General features: G+C 37.6%; 14 protein-coding genes. 10 read left to right on the top strand and 4 right to left on the bottom strand.

What is annotated here, in order from left to right; translation table 11 throughout:
* Positions 1 to 7: 7 nt before the first annotated feature.
* From M1D52_RS07425 to M1D52_RS07415, 3 genes are all read right to left on the bottom strand, one after another.
* A complete protein-coding gene (locus M1D52_RS07425; protein ID WP_437392034.1) occupies positions 8 to 3,235 on the bottom strand; it encodes a SusC/RagA family TonB-linked outer membrane protein in 3,228 nt (1,075 codons plus the stop codon).
* Positions 3,236 to 3,259: 24 nt separating this feature from the next.
* The gene (locus M1D52_RS07420) at positions 3,260 to 5,167 is read right to left on the bottom strand and encodes a TlpA family protein disulfide reductase (protein ID WP_437392033.1); all 1,908 of its coding nucleotides are present in this window, start codon (positions 5,165 to 5,167) and stop codon (positions 3,260 to 3,262) included.
* Between the two features lie 280 nt (positions 5,168 to 5,447).
* Positions 5,448 to 5,588 carry a hypothetical protein gene (locus M1D52_RS07415; protein WP_437392032.1) on the bottom strand — a complete coding sequence of 47 codons (141 nt, stop codon included), beginning with the start codon at positions 5,586 to 5,588 and terminating at the stop codon, positions 5,448 to 5,450.
* A 319-nt stretch (positions 5,589 to 5,907) separates the two neighbouring features.
* On the opposite strand from M1D52_RS07415, the gene M1D52_RS07410 reads away from it, so the two are divergent.
* The 5 genes from M1D52_RS07410 (at position 5,908) to M1D52_RS07390 (ending at position 9,112) form a co-directional block, all read left to right on the top strand.
* Complete coding sequence (locus M1D52_RS07410; protein WP_437392031.1) at positions 5,908 to 6,144, top strand: helix-turn-helix domain-containing protein; 237 nt, start codon at positions 5,908 to 5,910, stop codon at positions 6,142 to 6,144.
* Positions 6,145 to 6,320: 176 nt separating this feature from the next.
* Positions 6,321 to 7,292 carry a hypothetical protein gene (locus M1D52_RS07405; protein ID WP_437392030.1) on the top strand — a complete coding sequence of 324 codons (972 nt, stop codon included), beginning with the start codon at positions 6,321 to 6,323 and terminating at the stop codon, positions 7,290 to 7,292.
* Between the two features lie 12 nt (positions 7,293 to 7,304).
* A complete protein-coding gene (locus M1D52_RS07400; RefSeq protein WP_437392029.1) occupies positions 7,305 to 7,799 on the top strand; it encodes a hypothetical protein in 495 nt (164 codons plus the stop codon).
* Positions 7,800 to 7,938: 139 nt separating this feature from the next.
* Positions 7,939 to 8,763 (top strand): DUF2971 domain-containing protein, encoded by an 825-nt coding sequence (locus M1D52_RS07395; RefSeq protein ID WP_437392028.1) that lies wholly within the window; start codon positions 7,939 to 7,941, stop codon positions 8,761 to 8,763.
* Between the two features lie 208 nt (positions 8,764 to 8,971).
* Positions 8,972 to 9,112, top strand: coding sequence for a hypothetical protein (locus M1D52_RS07390; RefSeq protein WP_437392027.1), 141 nt, complete (start codon positions 8,972 to 8,974; stop codon positions 9,110 to 9,112).
* A 167-nt stretch (positions 9,113 to 9,279) separates the two neighbouring features.
* On the opposite strand, the gene M1D52_RS07385 is transcribed toward M1D52_RS07390, so the two are convergent.
* Positions 9,280 to 10,170, bottom strand: coding sequence for a hypothetical protein (locus tag M1D52_RS07385; protein WP_437392025.1), 891 nt, complete (start codon positions 10,168 to 10,170; stop codon positions 9,280 to 9,282).
* A gap of 451 nt (positions 10,171 to 10,621) precedes the next feature.
* Here M1D52_RS07385 and M1D52_RS07380 point away from each other — a divergent pair, with 451 nt between their 5' ends.
* The 5 genes from M1D52_RS07380 (at position 10,622) to M1D52_RS07360 (ending at position 17,299) form a co-directional block, all read left to right on the top strand.
* Entirely contained in the window at positions 10,622 to 10,915 is a 294-nt protein-coding gene (locus M1D52_RS07380) for a hypothetical protein (protein WP_437392023.1), read from the top strand.
* Between the two features lie 31 nt (positions 10,916 to 10,946).
* Positions 10,947 to 11,579 carry a hypothetical protein gene (locus tag M1D52_RS07375; protein WP_437392021.1) on the top strand — a complete coding sequence of 211 codons (633 nt, stop codon included), beginning with the start codon at positions 10,947 to 10,949 and terminating at the stop codon, positions 11,577 to 11,579.
* 101 nt (positions 11,580 to 11,680) lie between these two features.
* Positions 11,681 to 12,094, top strand: coding sequence for an ApeA N-terminal domain 1-containing protein (locus tag M1D52_RS07370; protein WP_437392019.1), 414 nt, complete (start codon positions 11,681 to 11,683; stop codon positions 12,092 to 12,094).
* 215 nt (positions 12,095 to 12,309) lie between these two features.
* Positions 12,310 to 16,443: an NACHT domain-containing protein gene (locus M1D52_RS07365; RefSeq protein WP_437392017.1), complete on the top strand. Its 4,134-nt coding sequence runs from the start codon at positions 12,310 to 12,312 to the stop codon at positions 16,441 to 16,443.
* Positions 16,444 to 16,513: 70 nt separating this feature from the next.
* Positions 16,514 to 17,299, top strand: a complete 786-nt coding sequence (locus M1D52_RS07360; RefSeq protein WP_437392016.1) for a hypothetical protein — start codon at positions 16,514 to 16,516, stop codon at positions 17,297 to 17,299.
* Positions 17,300 to 17,307 lie beyond the last annotated feature (8 nt).

Below are 17,307 nucleotides of genomic sequence, written 5' to 3'. Positions count from 1 at the left end.
CAGTTATTTACAAAGACAGGTTTAATCCAAAAGCAAGGCTTTTCGGTTGTGGGATAAATCCGTTCACTTGTGGATCGAGTCCGCGTTTATTTGCGCGCCACAATACGCCCAAATTACTTGCATACACAAAGGCCTTTAGTTGTTTAACGGTACCTTGGAGGAACCGCGGTTGGACGGTATAATCCAAACGGATATCCTGCAAACGTATATGGTCGCCTTTTTCAATCAATGTTGCCGAACCCAGGTAAAAACTGTTGCGATTGGTATTATTGGGATATTGAAAAGAAGGCACATCCGTCCTATTTTCATCTCCCGGTTGTTGCCAGCGGGCGGCATAATCGCCATGCCCACTTCCGGTATTAAGCAGCGAATTGTAGTTCAGACCGGTACGACGGAAAAAGTAATCAAAAAAGTACGCGATATTGAACGATAGCCCCCATTGCTTATATTGAAAATTATTGCGGATAGAACCAAAATAACGCGGGCGCGAAGAGCCGTGATACTCCATCTCTTCGAGTGGTGTATTCCGCACGATATTGGCATAATCTTTACTCAACTCACCGTTCCAATAACCCAAGGGGTCACCCGTTTCGCCATCCAAGCCACCCCAGCGGTAACTGAATACCGGAAAAGCATCGTATCCGGGTACGGCAATCAACCCCGTACTGATATACGAATTACTGCTTGAGCGCCTCATGAAATATTCGTCTACCCGGTTTTGGTTGTGGCTAAAAAGCAAGTTGCTTGACCAGCCGATCAATCCTTTTGTATTTGTAGTGTTCAATTGCAGGTCAATACCCTTCGTAGTAGTAGAGGCTACATTCATGGTTAGCGTGGCTACACCCGTGGTTGGTTCTAAGGTAAAAGGCCCGAACAGATCCGAAGTACTTTTGCGATAATAATCGATGGAGCCGTTCAAACGGTTATTCAGCACGGCGAAGTCCAGCCCCAGATTTAAGGTGGACACTTTTTCCCAACGGAGGGTCGGATTTGGCGGACTGGAAATATAAGCATTCAACAAATTAAGATTGAAGGAGCTACTATTGGGCAGGTAGCTAAGCGTTGTATAAGCTGAAACGCCCGAACCAATATTTCCGCTGTAACCGTAGGTCGCCCGCAACTTTAGCTTATCCAGCCAGTCCACCCGCATAAAGGCCTCTTCCATCACGTTCCATGCCATGCCCAGCGACCATAATGGCGTCCACTTTTGGTTAGTAGCCACCCCAAAAAGATTGGAAGCATCCCGTCTGGCACTTCCGGATAAGGTATATCTACCACTGTAAGTATACGAAGCGTTTGCATAAACAGATACGAAGCGATTCATCGATTCGCTAAATGATAGCGGGTTGGGAATTGTAGTAGGTCCACTCAGGTTACCATAAATCGGAAAGCGACTAACGAAATCCATATTCGATGTATAGGTAAGCAAATCATCGTCAAAGCCGTAGGTACGATGACTGTGCGATGCGCTTGCCGTTTGCCTGATTTCGGCACCGGCCAATGCTACCAGCTGATGTACATCCTGCCAGCTATGGTTGAAGTTTGCCTGTGCCCGCGCCTGATGCGCGTTCACTAGCATATCCTCCTTATTCAGAATCGCTCCCATCGGTACCGGATAAAGCACCTGATTACCATTGATCTGCGTATAGCGGTTAATCAGGTCTCGCGTAAAGTAACGATCCAGATCGGCAAGTTCCTCCCGACTGCCCATATTACGCTGATATTGGTATTTCAGCTCGAGCGAGAGTGGCGTAATCAACTGATAGCGAAGCGTAAAATTGGCCAACAGATCATTATCGGTACTCTTACGCCCATCCATCCTTGCCTCTGCCAGCGGACTAAAATTCCAGTCCAACAGCTTCCCATTACCGGCTGTATCAATATAGCTTTGCCGAACATCCCGTGCAAAGTATAAGGGATTACCCTGTTCATCGGCCAAAGAGGTGTAAGGGGGAAGGTCCCTACTCCCCAAACGAGCTGATCCGTAAGTAAAGGCGCCTGTGCTACCCGGCGCATAAGCATTGGAGAGTGTATATAAAATACTCGTAGTCAGTTCCAGCTTTTTGGAAAACCTAAACTGCTGATTGGCCCTAAGCGTTAACCGATCATACTGATTGCTGATCATCGATTGCAGGTTTTTATCGTAACCAAGCGAGAAGTTGAAATTATAGTTACGGCCACCCCCTGTCGCACTGAAGGCATGTTGTTGATTAATTGCCTTCCTGTACATATAATCCATAAAATCGCGTCGTACATCTTTTCCGCGCAGTGCATCCAATTCAGCTTGTAGCGCATCGGTTTCCAAAAAACCGTCCCGATGCTTAATGAGCAATTCCACTACCGGCGATAAAGAAGGTTTAGACGCACTTCGCTCCTGGTTATTGTAAAAGCCTTTGTCAAAAAGGTAACGCTCCAATTCAATAAAATCAGCGGAAGAAATCACATGGTCGGCCATCAAATTGGGTTTCTCCGTAATATTGACATTGCTGTTGAAAGTAAACTGAATCGGTTTATTGTCACGCCCTTTTTTTGTAGTAATCACAATAACCCCATTCCCGGCCCGCGCTCCCCAAATAGAAGAAGCCGCCGCATCCCGCAAAAGCGTGATGCTTTCGATATCATTTGGGTTGATGTTGCTGATATCACCTTCGTAAGGAAAATCGTCCAGCACAATAAGTGGCCCTCTCACGCCGGCCTGCAACGTACTGATTCCACGAATGGTTAAATCGGACGAAGGCCTTCCACCCTCATTCATTGATAAGTTTGAGAAACGATCAGCGAAATAAGTACCCGCCGTAACGTCTTTCAAACGACTGATGATATCCGTACCTACTGCCCGATTAAACAGGCTGCTATCTACTTGCTGAAAAGAGCCCGTTGCCCGTTCTAAAGGAATTCTTTCGTAACCGGTACTTACCGTCACTTCCTTCAATTCGTTAACGTCTCTATCAAGCAATATGTGCAGCACACTAGAGGCCGACAAAGCCATTTGTTTAGGTGCGTACCCCATATGCTTTACATACAGTGCCGTATCACTGGCAGAAACGTCCATGCGAAACCGCCCCTGCTCGTTGGTTTCCACCCGTATCTTACTCGGCAGTGCCTGCAAGGTCACGTGTTCTATCGGCTTAACCCCATTTCGGCTAAGCACCGTACCTTCTATTGTTCTTTTTTGTTGGGCCCAGCCCATCAAAGGTAGGGCCATGCATACATACGTAAAAAAATAAAGCTTCATGTGTTTGGTATAGGTTGGTTGTAATTAATTTTTGCTAATCACCAGTACTTCAATACGTTCTTCGCATGCTTGCAAAAGCAAGCCGTGCCGCATTAACTGTTCATTCAATTTGTTTATATCCGAGACATCATCCAAGTGCAAGGTTAAATGCAGTTTCCTTTTGAAATCCGTTCTATTCAATATGGGGGGCATGTTTGCCATTTGGTTTAAGCTTGCTACCAATCGCGACGGTGGTGCAGCAATAAGCTTCTTTATAGGCGCAGTCTTATCCAACAGGGTATTGCTATACTCCGCATCTTCAGCAGCTTCACGAAGCCGCTTAGCATCCGTTAAAACCAAGCGAAAACAAGGCATTACCCGTTGCTCCAAACGTACATTAAGAGCGAGGTAGCTATTCAGATCGCTCAGTAGTTTCGCTTTTACCGCGCTAAAAGAAGTCTGCAATGGCAGCTGCGTTTCGTAGGATACCGCATGTTTTTGATACCATGCATCGCGATTAAGCCCTGCCTGATGCGCATCGAATAAAACTGTATCAGGCGAAATCCCTTCACAGATAATGCGGTTCCTCGGAAAATCATTAAACCTACCCAATGCCTTTAGGTAAAGACTGCGTATTGAATGATTAATAAATTGCCATCGAACGGTACCGGAAACCGTATCCGCGAGCTGTTTGACATGATAGTTATTGATTCCCTTTTGGTATGGCGTTAGCACGGAATAATAACAATTCGCCTTCGATGTAGAAAGATTTTCGTTTGGTACCAGCAGCGGTAAGTCATATAATTGCCTCAGCTCCTCTTTAACCGGCCATCGATAAAGTTTACCATCCAATGCCTCCTGAATGTAGGTGGATGTCAATAAATCGGAAGACGTTGCCGCACCGAATTTACCATCCGGTGTAATCCACACCACGTGTGGCAGTATCTGATGCGGAAAGGCTTGCTGCAAGGATTGATCTTCCACGATGGAGAACATCGGGATCGACTTTAATATCTTGTTATAATCATAACCTTCGCGCATCTTTTGAGTGGTTTGAAAGGATACCGGTAGCACCTGTATCGATTGATAAAAAGTCTGCTGCAGATGAAGCAATTTGGGCATCGCCGCAATACAAGCGCTGCACCAGGTTGACCAAAAATCCAGAATAATAAGCTTGCCTCTGTAATCATTGAGCGTTACGGTAGTACTTTCCTCCTGCCCTGCTTTTACCATTTGCAGAGGCATGTGCCATAAAGCTTCCGGAATGGTGTCTCCGATTTGTAACGGCCTAATAGAATCCGTGGATAAAGCCACGCCGTGGGCAGCCTCTGGGGAGGAGGACTGCCGGGCGTGTGCCAAACAAACACAGAACAAGATCTTTAGGGTTATAAGGTATACGGTGTAAGGTTTAAGGACACGCAGTCGCCTCCCGATTCTTATAGTTTCGTAGGCCCCATTTTGCGACGAAAAAAGGTATCTGCACCTAAATTCCCACCACTTTTTTATGCAAATTTTAACGGTAAAAAACCAACAAAAAGTGCCTTGAACACTTCTTAAACCCTGTTTTCCTGTAACTCGCGAGTTACAGGTAGTTTTTTCAATATTTTTTTGTATACGCAATGGTCGTAGCAGGAAACCGCTCATACTGCAAAAAACTGGCCTCCAAAATTTCTGGTAGCGTATGCTAAGTAGTCGCTGTAACTTACATAGAAATTTTTCAATGACGTGTTTATTTCTATAGGCATTGAAGCTTGCTTTGCAGGTTGCAGCCAGAAGGTTTGGGTACCTTTTGCGGAAAAAGGTACAAGAAGTATTCATCACTAATCGCTCATCATTCATCGTTAGTGAACTCTTGCGCGCTGTATTTAATATTTTATTCTTTCGAGAGATGGCTTGAACTAATAACTTCCCAACAGCACACACCCCTCCCATTAAGCGTAAAAATGCTTTCATTTCGGTCGATTTAATTCGATTTAGGTTTGAAAAATTTTAGAAAAACCGACCCCATGTCACTAACAAGGCACAAATTATTTGCTGGTTTGAAAGAAAGCCACTATCTTTAGAGGTAATTGCAATAACCAAAAGATCTGACCTACTCCAAGCCTAAGCGAACAATCGTTTTCTTATTGGAATAGGATCGGTGACAGACTGGGATATGGCTTTTGTCAACCTCGGGTTGAGCTTCTTTGCTTCTCCCCTATGCTATCCACAGCCTGTTTATCTTTTGGCGACCTTATTCAGGCGACGCAATTACGTTCTTTAATGATGATTGAAGAGACTTGGCGTTCACTTGTGACTGACTTAGCGTCAGAATCAGAGGCGCAAATGATTTGCGGCTTAAATAGTTGGTTGGTTTGGTCTTTTTCGTTCTCATAATGTTTTGGTTATGCGAACGAGCATAAACTCAGAAGGCTGGAACTTGTATCCTGCCATCATCCGGGAACTAGCATCCCACAGCGCGACATTCAACAAGCCCAGCCTAAAGATTGTGCAAAGTTACACAATATCTTTAGACGTGGGTTAAACTTGTTGCCTCACGCTGAATTTTCAATTGCTAGTTTCGGATTCAGAGGCTCATTCAACTCACGGTCTATATATAGATAGACACAGTTATCATATTTCGATGCCGATCCTAGATCGACTGCACAAATATAAAAACTAAGTTATTACTAAGCAAATATTTTTCGTATTTCATGCAAAAAAGTAAAATAGAAGAAGTAATAGTAAAGAATACTATTCTGATGAGGAAGAAAAACAAGAAAACCCAAAGGGATATTGCCGCTGTTTTAAATGTTTCGCCAGGTTATATTGGTCAGGTTGAATCTACAAAATCGCCAAGCATGTATACCTATGATCAGCTTAACGAACTAGCAAGGTTTTTTAATTGCAGTCCAAAGGACTTTATGCCTGAGAAGCCGACTGAAGGATAAAGAATTGATATCGACAAGTGTAGTACGCAAAATCTCTTTATACGTAAAAAGTACGTTGAAGAATATAAAAGTTGTCATAAGAAAGGAATTACTAAAGTTGATAACCGATCAAAAAAAGCATAGACAACGCAATTAATGCAAAGGATAAAGACAAATTTCGACTTAAATAAAAACTTATGGGATATGATTTGAAATTACATATATTCACGATAACACTAAGAGAACGTAACAAACCCAATACATCTTTTTTTTGGGGTGACTTAAATACTATTCTAGAAGGCGATGACGATGTACAAAAGTTTACCAATTTGTTCAAAGCTTACGTTAAGCATTTTGATAATAAATTTATTGTATATAAAAACTGGAATAAAGGGATCAACATCACAGAAAATGGCTTGTCTTTTGGCTCCCAAAATAGATATATTATAGGAATGATCGAAGGTGGGTACACAGATATAGTGAGTAAGATAAAAGATAAGGATGATGTATTGGATGAGGGATTTCCCGTAACAAGAAACCACGTCACGGCGATACCATTTTATTTCATTCTTTGGTTGCCAAAAGACTCCAATAAAGGATTGCTAATAGTACAAAGCATCAGTGATAAAAGTGTGCATGAACCTTTGAAATTGGATTTCAAAAAGTTTATTGAGAACTTAAATGAAAAGTACTTAGTTTCATATAGTGAGCATATTACAGAAAAGGCGATAAAAAAAATGAGCACTGGAACGGTTAAACAGCTGATTTTAAGAAAATCTGGCTTGTCTACAGATAAAGCTCAGAAGGTATTCAATAAAAGATACAATATATTAGATAACATTAATATCGACATAAAAATTACAGGTTTTGGGAATTCTACAGCCAACGCTATCAAGGATTTTATGCTTGGAAAATACCCAGATCTTTTAGAGCTAGAAAACTTAAAAGAGATCGGCTTAGATAACGATGTTGAAGTACTTGCCACTTTTGAACATAACAATAAAAAGGCAACAGCAAAATTTGAAAAAGATTTTAAAATAGCTCCGGTATATTATATAGATGCCAATGATGTCCCTTTAAATGATGGAAATCATCCGGATGAAGAAAAAATTAAAGATTATCTACTTTCTTTTCTTGAAGGAATGAAAAAAGAAATCGGTCTCAGTTAAAAGATAAAAGACATGTCATACAAAATTGACGTTAGCGCCATTGTCAAAGATCATATTAAAACTTTGATAAATGCGAAAACCGGAAAACCCGATTTTCGAGATTATTTCTTTTTTCTTATTATACCTCTAGGTTTAAGTGTTTTTTTAGTCTATGAGAAAATTTTTCTAAAAGGAGATTTTGTGAATTCCATAATTGGTGGCTTATCGATATATGTAGGGCTTTCACTTAATTTTATTGTTCTCTTATTCGATCTCTCCGCAAAAGAAATTTTTAAGGAGCAGGATAAAAGGGACATTATTAAAGAAAGCGTCGCAAACATATCTGTCTCGATATTTTATTCTATATTAATTATTCTTTTTTCATTGTTAGCAGATATCAAGGCTCTAGAAAAGATCAGCAATGCAGTTTGCTATTTCCTAATTGTAGAATTCATCATGACACTGCTGATGATTTTGAAAAGAGTATATATATTATTAAGTGAACAATTGGACTCCACAAGAGATTAAACCTGTGATCTTGTGGCTTTCATTAGCTGATTCCACTTACTCCTGGTCTTCTTTTAGCTAGGTGACGTTCAAAATTAAAAAATGCCAATCAGAGGTGGTATTTATGTACATTTAAACGAGTTATTATAATTTTAGACTAATGCAAAAAGGTATTGCTCTTCCAGTTAATCAATTAAAACTGCCGGATACATTGTACAAATTTAGAGACTTCAACAATCAATATCACAAAGACGCGATTCAAAGTTGCAAAATTTATATTCCTTCCGCTAAAGAATTTAATGATCCATACGACTGCAATCTACCTTTCAGATATCGTAAAGAAGATCTTACCGAGGAAAATATCATCATCAAAGCCAATAAAATTGTCAATAAGAATTATCCAAACGCCAGAACCGAAGAAAAACAGCAATATGTTTATGATATGGTCAATGAAAGGTTTTTTGAAAATCCAGATCATTTAAAAGCCGTAGATGAAGATTCATATGATAATATAAACCGTGAATTCGGAGTATTTTGCCTGACCCCAAAAGTTGATAATTTATTAATGTGGTCTTATTACGCTAATTGCCATCGAGGGTTTGCTATTGGGTATAATCCCGCAGTCCTATTAAATACGCGTTTATTTAATATGGGCGGAATGGTCGACTACACCGCTCATTTTCCGGAATTCCCATTTTTTTATGATAACGCCCCTGAAGGACAATATTTTGCCAATGTCTTTTTTAAAAAATCAGATGTTTGGAAACACGAAGTCGAATATCGGCTCTTACATATTTATAATAAAGGAAAATTGCATCCCATTCCTGTAGATGCGGTAAATGAATTAGTATATGGTGTCAAATTTGGCGATAAAGAAGAAATACGATTCACAGAACTTTTGATAAAAAAATATCCTCACATCAAGGTGTATAAGATGGAACTTGACAACAATCAATTTGGATTAAAAAAAACAAAAAGATTCTAGTTGTTATTTTTTAGTGCATATTCCGGGGCAAGTTGACCCTACTATTCCGTCCTAGTTTTAGGAATGTAATCGGCGTTTAAAGTTTAAAAACGTCTGCCATTCCGGTGGATGCTGGCTTCTCTGGATAAGGAAAAGCAGATCGTTCCGGAGCAAACTGACCCCCTGTGTTTTTTTGGTTTATTTAGGGATCACCAATAGAAAGACCCCTATGGCCGAAAAAAACGAGACCCATGAGTCAGATAAAACAATTGATCAGGTTGCACCAGCATGGCTACGGCATCAAGACCATCGCGTGTATAATCTTCCATCCACGGAGAACAATGTAAGTGACTCACCTTTATTTTTCTGATTTTGGACAAAAGACTCTTAACATTATAATCTTAGTTGTCCGTCTAGTGTTAAAAAATTAACCGAACCACCTAATATCTATGGGTAGTAAAAGCAAGTAGAATATACGGGTATCAATTTTTAGTCTGCTCCTGTTTTCTGAATGCGGTTCGTTAAGAAATGGAGAAGCTATCTTTTTAACAGCGTTTTGACATCGAACATTTCTATTTCGCTAACCGCTATAAACGCAGCTTTCAAGCGATTGAGATCCCGATATTTTGAAGCCCAGTTTAAAACTTGTGCCTGTATCGAGATAATGTCGCTGTTTTTGAAGGTTTCCGGTTCGTAAATGATCAATATCACAGGAACTGCACTTCGACCAGTATTACTTTTGTAATAGGTTATTGTATTATTGAGTTGGACTAAAGCTTTGTCTACTACGAAATGGTTAAAATTGGTTTTGAAATATTTGATTTCAATAATACGATCCCTGTAGGAAGAGGATCTGGAAGCCATAACGACGTCTATCTCGGTACGCCCCAGCCTCATTTGGGTATAGGTGTCAAAGTGCCTGCTGGGATTATTTTTGAATAGGTTATACACGCGCTCCTCTACTTTCAGGTAGTCGATCAGAGAGTAGTCGCTCGGGCCGGTTTTGTGTTCTTCATTATTGACGGCTTCAATTTCCTGTACTTCGCTTTGGGCTTTTTCCGCGACTTCCAATGGACTCATCGCAGTCAATTCCAGTTTTGATTTGGCCAGTTCGGTATCAAATTTTTCATCGATACTTCGTTGTCGTTTGAACCATCGGCGCAGCCCCCATTGCGAAAGGAGAATACCAAATGCAAACAGAAGTAAAGAAATAACTGGAAGGGCATCCTGTAGGAAGGCAACCTGCATTTGCTTTCTCCAGATGAGCGTTTGCATATGGGGTTGCAGTTCCAAAATTTTAGAAATTTCCAAATATACACCGAAATCTTCTTTTAAAAAGAGATAAGGTAATGCGAAGCTTAGTGTAATCAATACCAATCCGATGGAGACAAGGAATTTATTTACATCTCCGTATTCGATTTTTTCCATTGGCGTTTTTTTGGTAGGACAAGATAATATATTTTAATGATTTTCCTATTTAGACTAAGGTTGTGTACTTACCATATTCTTAAATACAAACAAACCAAAATGCAAGCCTCCATACATTGCACCACAACGCCGATACACCCCACATCGCTATCGTTTTCCCTAAAAAATTAAAAGATCTATATGCTTATCAAACAACTGATAACCCCTTCTATTTCATATTAACGAATTTTTTTTCATTGAAAAGTGAACGGTCAATTTCATTTGGTTGCTCGTTTAGGGCTTTCCGTAAAATATTTAGCAGAAGACTATTTAGCTTTGAAAATATGAAAAAGATATTTCACCAATTGCACAGAAGTTCGCTATATTAGATCAATAATAACAACGTTAAACCAAACCATAGTTTAAATCAGATAGCAAACTAAACGAAAAAAAGCGATCAATCGGAGAAATCATGGGAGAGACTTATGGCATCAGTTATTTAACAATTGCACACAAAGACAGCTCTTCGCATAAGCAAGAAATATTAAGTAGCAAATTATGTGGATGCTTTTACTCTCAACAGACCTATCCGCCATCTGAGATTTTGGAATGGATCAATGATATTAACGGCGAAACAGCAATGTCTCCAAAATGTGGAATAGGTGCTGTTTTGACCTCCCAATATCCTATAGAGGATAAAAGATTTTTGTTGATATTATATTGCCAACAAACAATGAGACACCTAAAAGGAAAGAAACGTGTATAAATTTTACTCAATTATATCAACCACATTGATAGTGTTGATAATTGTACTTGGAGGTATAAAATTTGACTCAAGTGTTTCCGAGTGGCTATCTTCACTCTCAACCTTTGCAACACTCATGGTAGCTGTATATGCACTTTTTCAATGGAAGGAACAAAAACAGTATGATGTGCAAGTTGAAGCGTTGTCAGTACTTCGCGTCTCAACCGATGTCGTCAGGAATCTGCGCAATCCAATCTCTTTCTCTGGTGAAATAAATGAAAAATTCTTTAATGCGATGAACGCCGAGTTGGAACAAGGCAAAATGTCTCAAAACGTAATACACGAAATTTATGTATTTCAGTCTAGAATACTACGATATGAGGAAGATCTTAAAAGAGTATATCAGATGAAGGAACGACTCTGGGCTACTTTCGGAGACAATCACTATCTAACAAATTCCTTTGAAACAATCGCGAAACGGATAAAGGATATTAATAACGCATACCATAAATATGCGATTACTAATCAAATGAAAGATAATTTGGACAAGGATATGGTCAGAACGGAACTGGCAAATGCTAGGAAAATTATGTACGGAATGTCAGGTGACGAGATTTCGAAAGAATTAGATGATATCATTTCCAAGGCAGATTCTTTAAAAAAAAGAAAATCTACGCTGTTTTAATAAATTCAGCTTTATGTCTTTCTTGGGCTAGCGCAGCGAATTTTAAATCGCTCTTGCTCAATTTAGTTACCTTGTTATTAATTTATATTTAAGAATGAACGATGCAAGAAGCGAATGTATTTAAAGGATATTGGTTTATCCCAAATAAACCTAAACAAAAAGTTGCTGGTATACTCCATTTTACACCTTATGAAACGTTAAAACTAGAGCTTATAGGCGGGTTCGAAACACCAAAAGACTCTTTGAAAAATATGGCTAGTGATGTATTGACCACTGAGGATGTTATTTGGGGAATTGATCAAGATGCTAAAAATATAACACTCGTGAACTGTCGGAAATATGGATCGCTCAACTTCTCCAGTGAATTTCCTATGATAAGTTATACGGTGCAGCATGCAATTATTGGTATACACATAAGTGCTTGGGATGAGAAAACATTTTTCAAATTAAATGTAGAATTGCCTCTTTTAACTAAGTGGGTAAACTACCGTAGAATTGGTTTTTCAATGAGTTAGTTATCGTCTTTTAATTGATAATAGTCATTTCGAAAAGAGATGTGCTGACGATTTATTTCCTACAATACACACTATTGCTTATTTTAGTAAAATATCGAAAACAAAAACAATCTAACCATAGTCAACATAATTAAGCCGGACGAAACATAGAGATGCCGAGCCTAAAACTAGGGATGATTGAGGTCGGTCATAACTTCAAAATATTTTACTGTATCATGCATTACGATAATTTACCGTGGGAGATGTTGAATTGGGAAAAATTTGAATGCCTTGTTGTTTATCTTTCGCAGATTATATATGATGATCCTTTCTTCGAAAAATATCTTAAAGGTGGTTGTAAACAGGACGGAATAGATATTTTATCTTTTGATTACAGAAAAGGAAAACAACTCTGCATACAGTGTAAGTTTCTACAAAGAAACAAATTAAACTTTGATGATATAGTTAAAGAGTTTAGAAAAGGAAAGTTTTTAGAAACCTCAAGTCATTTCACAATTGCCACAACCGTCGATTTACAAAATCAAGGAGCTAGAAACCAAATAGAGAAGCTAAAATCTCAGTTTCGCAACGAGCATAATATAGATTTGTATGTTTGGGATGTAAATTACCTAAATCAAGAGCTTAAAAAACATTATAGGCTTGTTCTACACTACTTTGGAAAACGAATAGCAGACGAATACTGCTTCCTACCACGACCGAAGAAAGTCTGCTATCAACCGATAGACAATTACATAGTACGCTCTCTGACAAACATCAAAAATAACTACGGCCTCAGTGATTTTTTACTAGAACGCCAAGGGATTCAAGGGCAAGTAAAAACGTTAACAGATAAGCTAGTTGAGTGGCCATTGAAAGCAAAAAAAATCTGCTTATTGGCAGATGCATATGAAGGCAAAAGTACACTTTTAAACCAAACCGCATTCGAAATAACGGAAAAGCACTCTTACCTTACTCCGTATATACTTACGTTAAAATCTTACAATTTGGCACCTATAAATGTACTCTTAGATATGGCTTTCCAATCTTGGCAGAGTATTCCCGTAAACGATTTAATTGTGATGATAGATGGTTTAGATGAGGTTCCAGAAGACAAATTTCTTGAAGCGATTAAACATATACATGCTTTTACAACCGAATACCAATGCGTTAATCTCATATTTTCCTGTAGGACGCTATTTTTTTATCAAGGAGGTATAGGAGAAAAGCTCCATGACGTTGAGTTTTATCATTTAAACGAGTTAACGTCAAAACAAATAGACGATTATCTAAAGCATAATCTTTTTGATACCACCTCGAAGTTCTATAATCATATTCACGAATTTGATTTAAATGAATTGATATCACATCCTTTCTACCTTACCAACTTGGCAAAATGGTTTGGAATGGATCAAAGAAAAATGCCAAAGAGCAGACTGCAGATAGTAGAGAGATTTTTAGAAGATTCTTTAATCATTTCGGCACAACGGGAGCTTTCTAAAGGACTTAATATAGAATCAGTTAAAGTAAAATATAAAAAAACTGTGCAAAAATTGGCTCTAACCTTCCAAATTGCAGGTGTCAATTCATGTGATAATGACTTTTTACAAGAAATTTTTGATACGGAAGAAATAGTCTTACTCAAACATAATACATTTATAAATTTCACGTCAAACAAATGGACATTCAGTAATGCGCTTTTCCAAGAACAATTTGCGGCTTTAGCTCTTAACGACTATGATATAACGCAAATAGAAAGCTGGTTTATAGTTGGAAAAAGAATAAGAAAAATACGCTCTAAGTGGATACAAACGATCACCTCGTTCTTGTCATTAATGGAAGATACTAAAGATCGGGATCATCTCTTGCATATTTTAGAACAAGATAATGTTGAACTCCTTTGCTATACTGATGGTGAAAGCCTTCAATCCGAATACAAGTTGAAAACTGTGTCAAAAATTATTGACAACTGTATTAGAAGATCTAGTAGGCTCATCAGTATAAGGGAAAATCATCTTGCCAGCTTTATTGGTCAAAAAGATGACATAAAAAATTATGTGATCGAATGCCTAGCGAAAGATATACCAGATATCGTCAAAATCGTTTGTTGCAGAGTTATCCTAAATCTATGCTTAAAGCAAATTTTAAAAAGCAAACTAATAGAAATAACGGTTAGCCAATTAAAAAAAATTCAATCTCCTGTTTATGGGAAACTATTATTGGATATTTTAATAAGTGTTCAGTACAAGGATAAAGCTTTAATCAACAACTTAATGGACTCTACTTATAACGCAGATCGTGAGTTAAGGGATGGAATTTACCAATATCTAGTAACGAATGACTGGGTTGACGAATTTTATGATTTCGGTTTGCGCGGCTTTTCGCTTCTTTATGAAGCTAATAAGAAAATATCAATATTTGGATCTGAGAGTACTCTGCTCGAATTCTGTAGTAGTACAAAAAGCTCCTCAAACTTTAGGAAATTCATCTGCATTTTATCAAGCCAAGAATGGAAAAATTTTTATAAACACAAATCTTCTTCTGTGAATGAATTTGCTGAACTGTTTGTAAAACTGATTTCAAGAATATACGAAACAGATATTTCAATAATTTTTCCCGTCGTAAATCTCTTGCTCAACACTGACAATGAATACTTTACACAACAAATAGTTGAGAAATTTATCGATAAATACAATCTACGCTCCCTGTCCTTACAAATTTGCTTTCTAAATGATAATTACAAATATTCTCCATTTTTGGGTCAACTGATTTCAGGAAAACAATTAGATCTGATTTTGAGACTATACGAAGATGATATTTTAACGCGAAAAGACTTAACTGCAACCGCTGTGAGTTTGTATAAAACGTCAAACAGCGGATTTGTTGATCAACTTCAAAGTGAGTTATATAAAGTATTCGGAAAACGACCTAAAACTAAAGAGCAAATTGAACACGAGGTGTACCTTGTACAGGAAGAAACTTTAAAAAAGAATGATGTTCTGTTTATCCAATCAAAAGAAACATTTGCGGAAGCTTTAAAGCAGTTTTTTTTAGCACATGGAAAGGAGGAAGTCAATATCGATGAACTTTATGATATTAAATATCAAAAGAAGTTGGTACCTTATAGCTCAAACTTCCTAACTGCACTCATTCGAAAAGCCATGGGTGACTATTCGATTATCTCACATAATGCATGCCTTGACTTGATAAATAGCCGAGGTTTTTTCAAGCAATGGCGTGTTAAAAAAATCTTAAATTGCCACCTCTCATCTATGCCCCAACAAGAAGTATTAATCGGCATTGTAAGGGATTTTTTCTACGAAAATATAAAAAGTGCAAGTTTTGAAAATACATATTATAGAGAAAATGGTCAATTGTTCTATAGAAAAAAAGAGGTTTTACTTGGTGAAATATGGAAGCAGTTTAAGTTTGAAATAGATAACTCCCAAATGTTGAACTTTTTATGGTTGGATACGAGCGGTATAAAGGGTATACAAACTGGAAAAATAAACAAGAAAGAAACCATATCAAGCATACTGTTGGAAAAGCTTGCAGATCAAACTCAATTAATAAAAAATAAAGTCAAGTCGAATATCGAAATTGGAATTCAGGATCAACGAGTTAAAGCCACACACATTGATCTTTGTCGTCATCTACAGTTATACGAAACTTGCGACACAATAATAGAAATGATTGTCAATAACTGCTTATCGGACGACAACACGTATTGGGTGTTGGAAGTATTAAACGAACTCGAAACAGATTTCTTGTTATTGGAATCGTACTTTAAAGAAATAGAAGATTATACAACAATAAGTTACTTTCAGTTTGTTAAATATCTAACCGATATTTGCCCTAGGACTGTAAGGACGTCACTGCTGAAATGTATGGAAAGTAAGCACTTATCCTCAAACTTAAGGATAGAAGCTGCACGAAATTTAGCCCATCTTGGAGAAAAACAGGGGTTCTTATTTATTATGAATTACATTGCATCTACGAAGGCATCACCCTTTGAAATACAAGGTAAACTTAATATATGGAACGTTGAAACAAGTTTTGGCCTTATGGAACTAGAGAAAGTAATGTTCCTGTTCCATGATAAAAAATATCACGCTGATTTTTTTGCTGAATCAATTGATCGGATATTGATTGAGATATTATATGGATTTGCAAGTAAATCGGAGAATGATCTATGTCTAGTACAGGATTTCATGTTAGATCAGGCAAACCTTTATGAAAAAAATAATATAGGGAAAACCAGTGATCTAAAGTGGTATGCTGATCTCGTAACTGAGCGTTTTAGGGATATTGATATGGCAGAAAGCAACCCTAAAAAAATCAAAAAAATGTTAGAACAAAGATCGCATTATTAATGATACTGAAACAGTAAAAAGTCCTTTACTTTTCGGGTAAGAGAACGATTAAATCAACAATTAAACTTATATGACAAAATCTTACTATAATGTCGATTATCTCATCGAATTAAATGAAAACCGTTTAGAGCAATATTCTGCTCACTATGATAAAGTTCAAGGACGCTTCACAAATATCATCATTTTATATTCTGGAGTTGGTATTTTTATAACCCCATTGATAAAAAGATGTTTTGACGGAAATTTTGAAGAGTGGCTTTTTTTAGGTATTTTTCTTATTTTCTTAATCTTTTTCATAATCTCTATCATCAATACTATCCATCTATTAAAACCTATTGAAATCGCCCATCTCAATTCGCCAAAAATATACTATGAAGATTTAATTAAGGACTATGAACAAAGTCCAAGCTTCTTCGAAGAGAAAATTGATGAGAACGGAAAAAAAGAAGTATTTGTTAACCAAGAAAAAGTTGATCTATATTTAAAAGCATCGTATATTGGAGAACTAGAAGAGGCTATTGAAAAAAATGTTGATGCAGTAATAAAAAAAAGTTTACGGTATAACAAGTCGTTACAATATGGTTTGATAAGTATTGTACCTTTCTTAATTTGCGTACTTATTCATCTTAATGGTGAAGTTGAGACGATAAGTAAAATTGAAATCACAAATATTGACGAATTAAATCAAAAGACACAATCTATTATGAGCAAAAGTAATCCATCAAATTCGCATGGCGGAAATGGTTCTAAACCTACGGCCAAAATTCCGGGCGTTGACAGAAGTCAGGTAAAGCCTGTATCTCCTAGAATGATAAAGAACAGTAAAGATGTTACTTCAACTAAGCGCGATAAATAAAAGGAGAA

This window comes from Olivibacter sp. SA151 (assembly GCF_054130995.1).
This window is presented reverse-complemented; position numbering and strand designations above follow the sequence as displayed.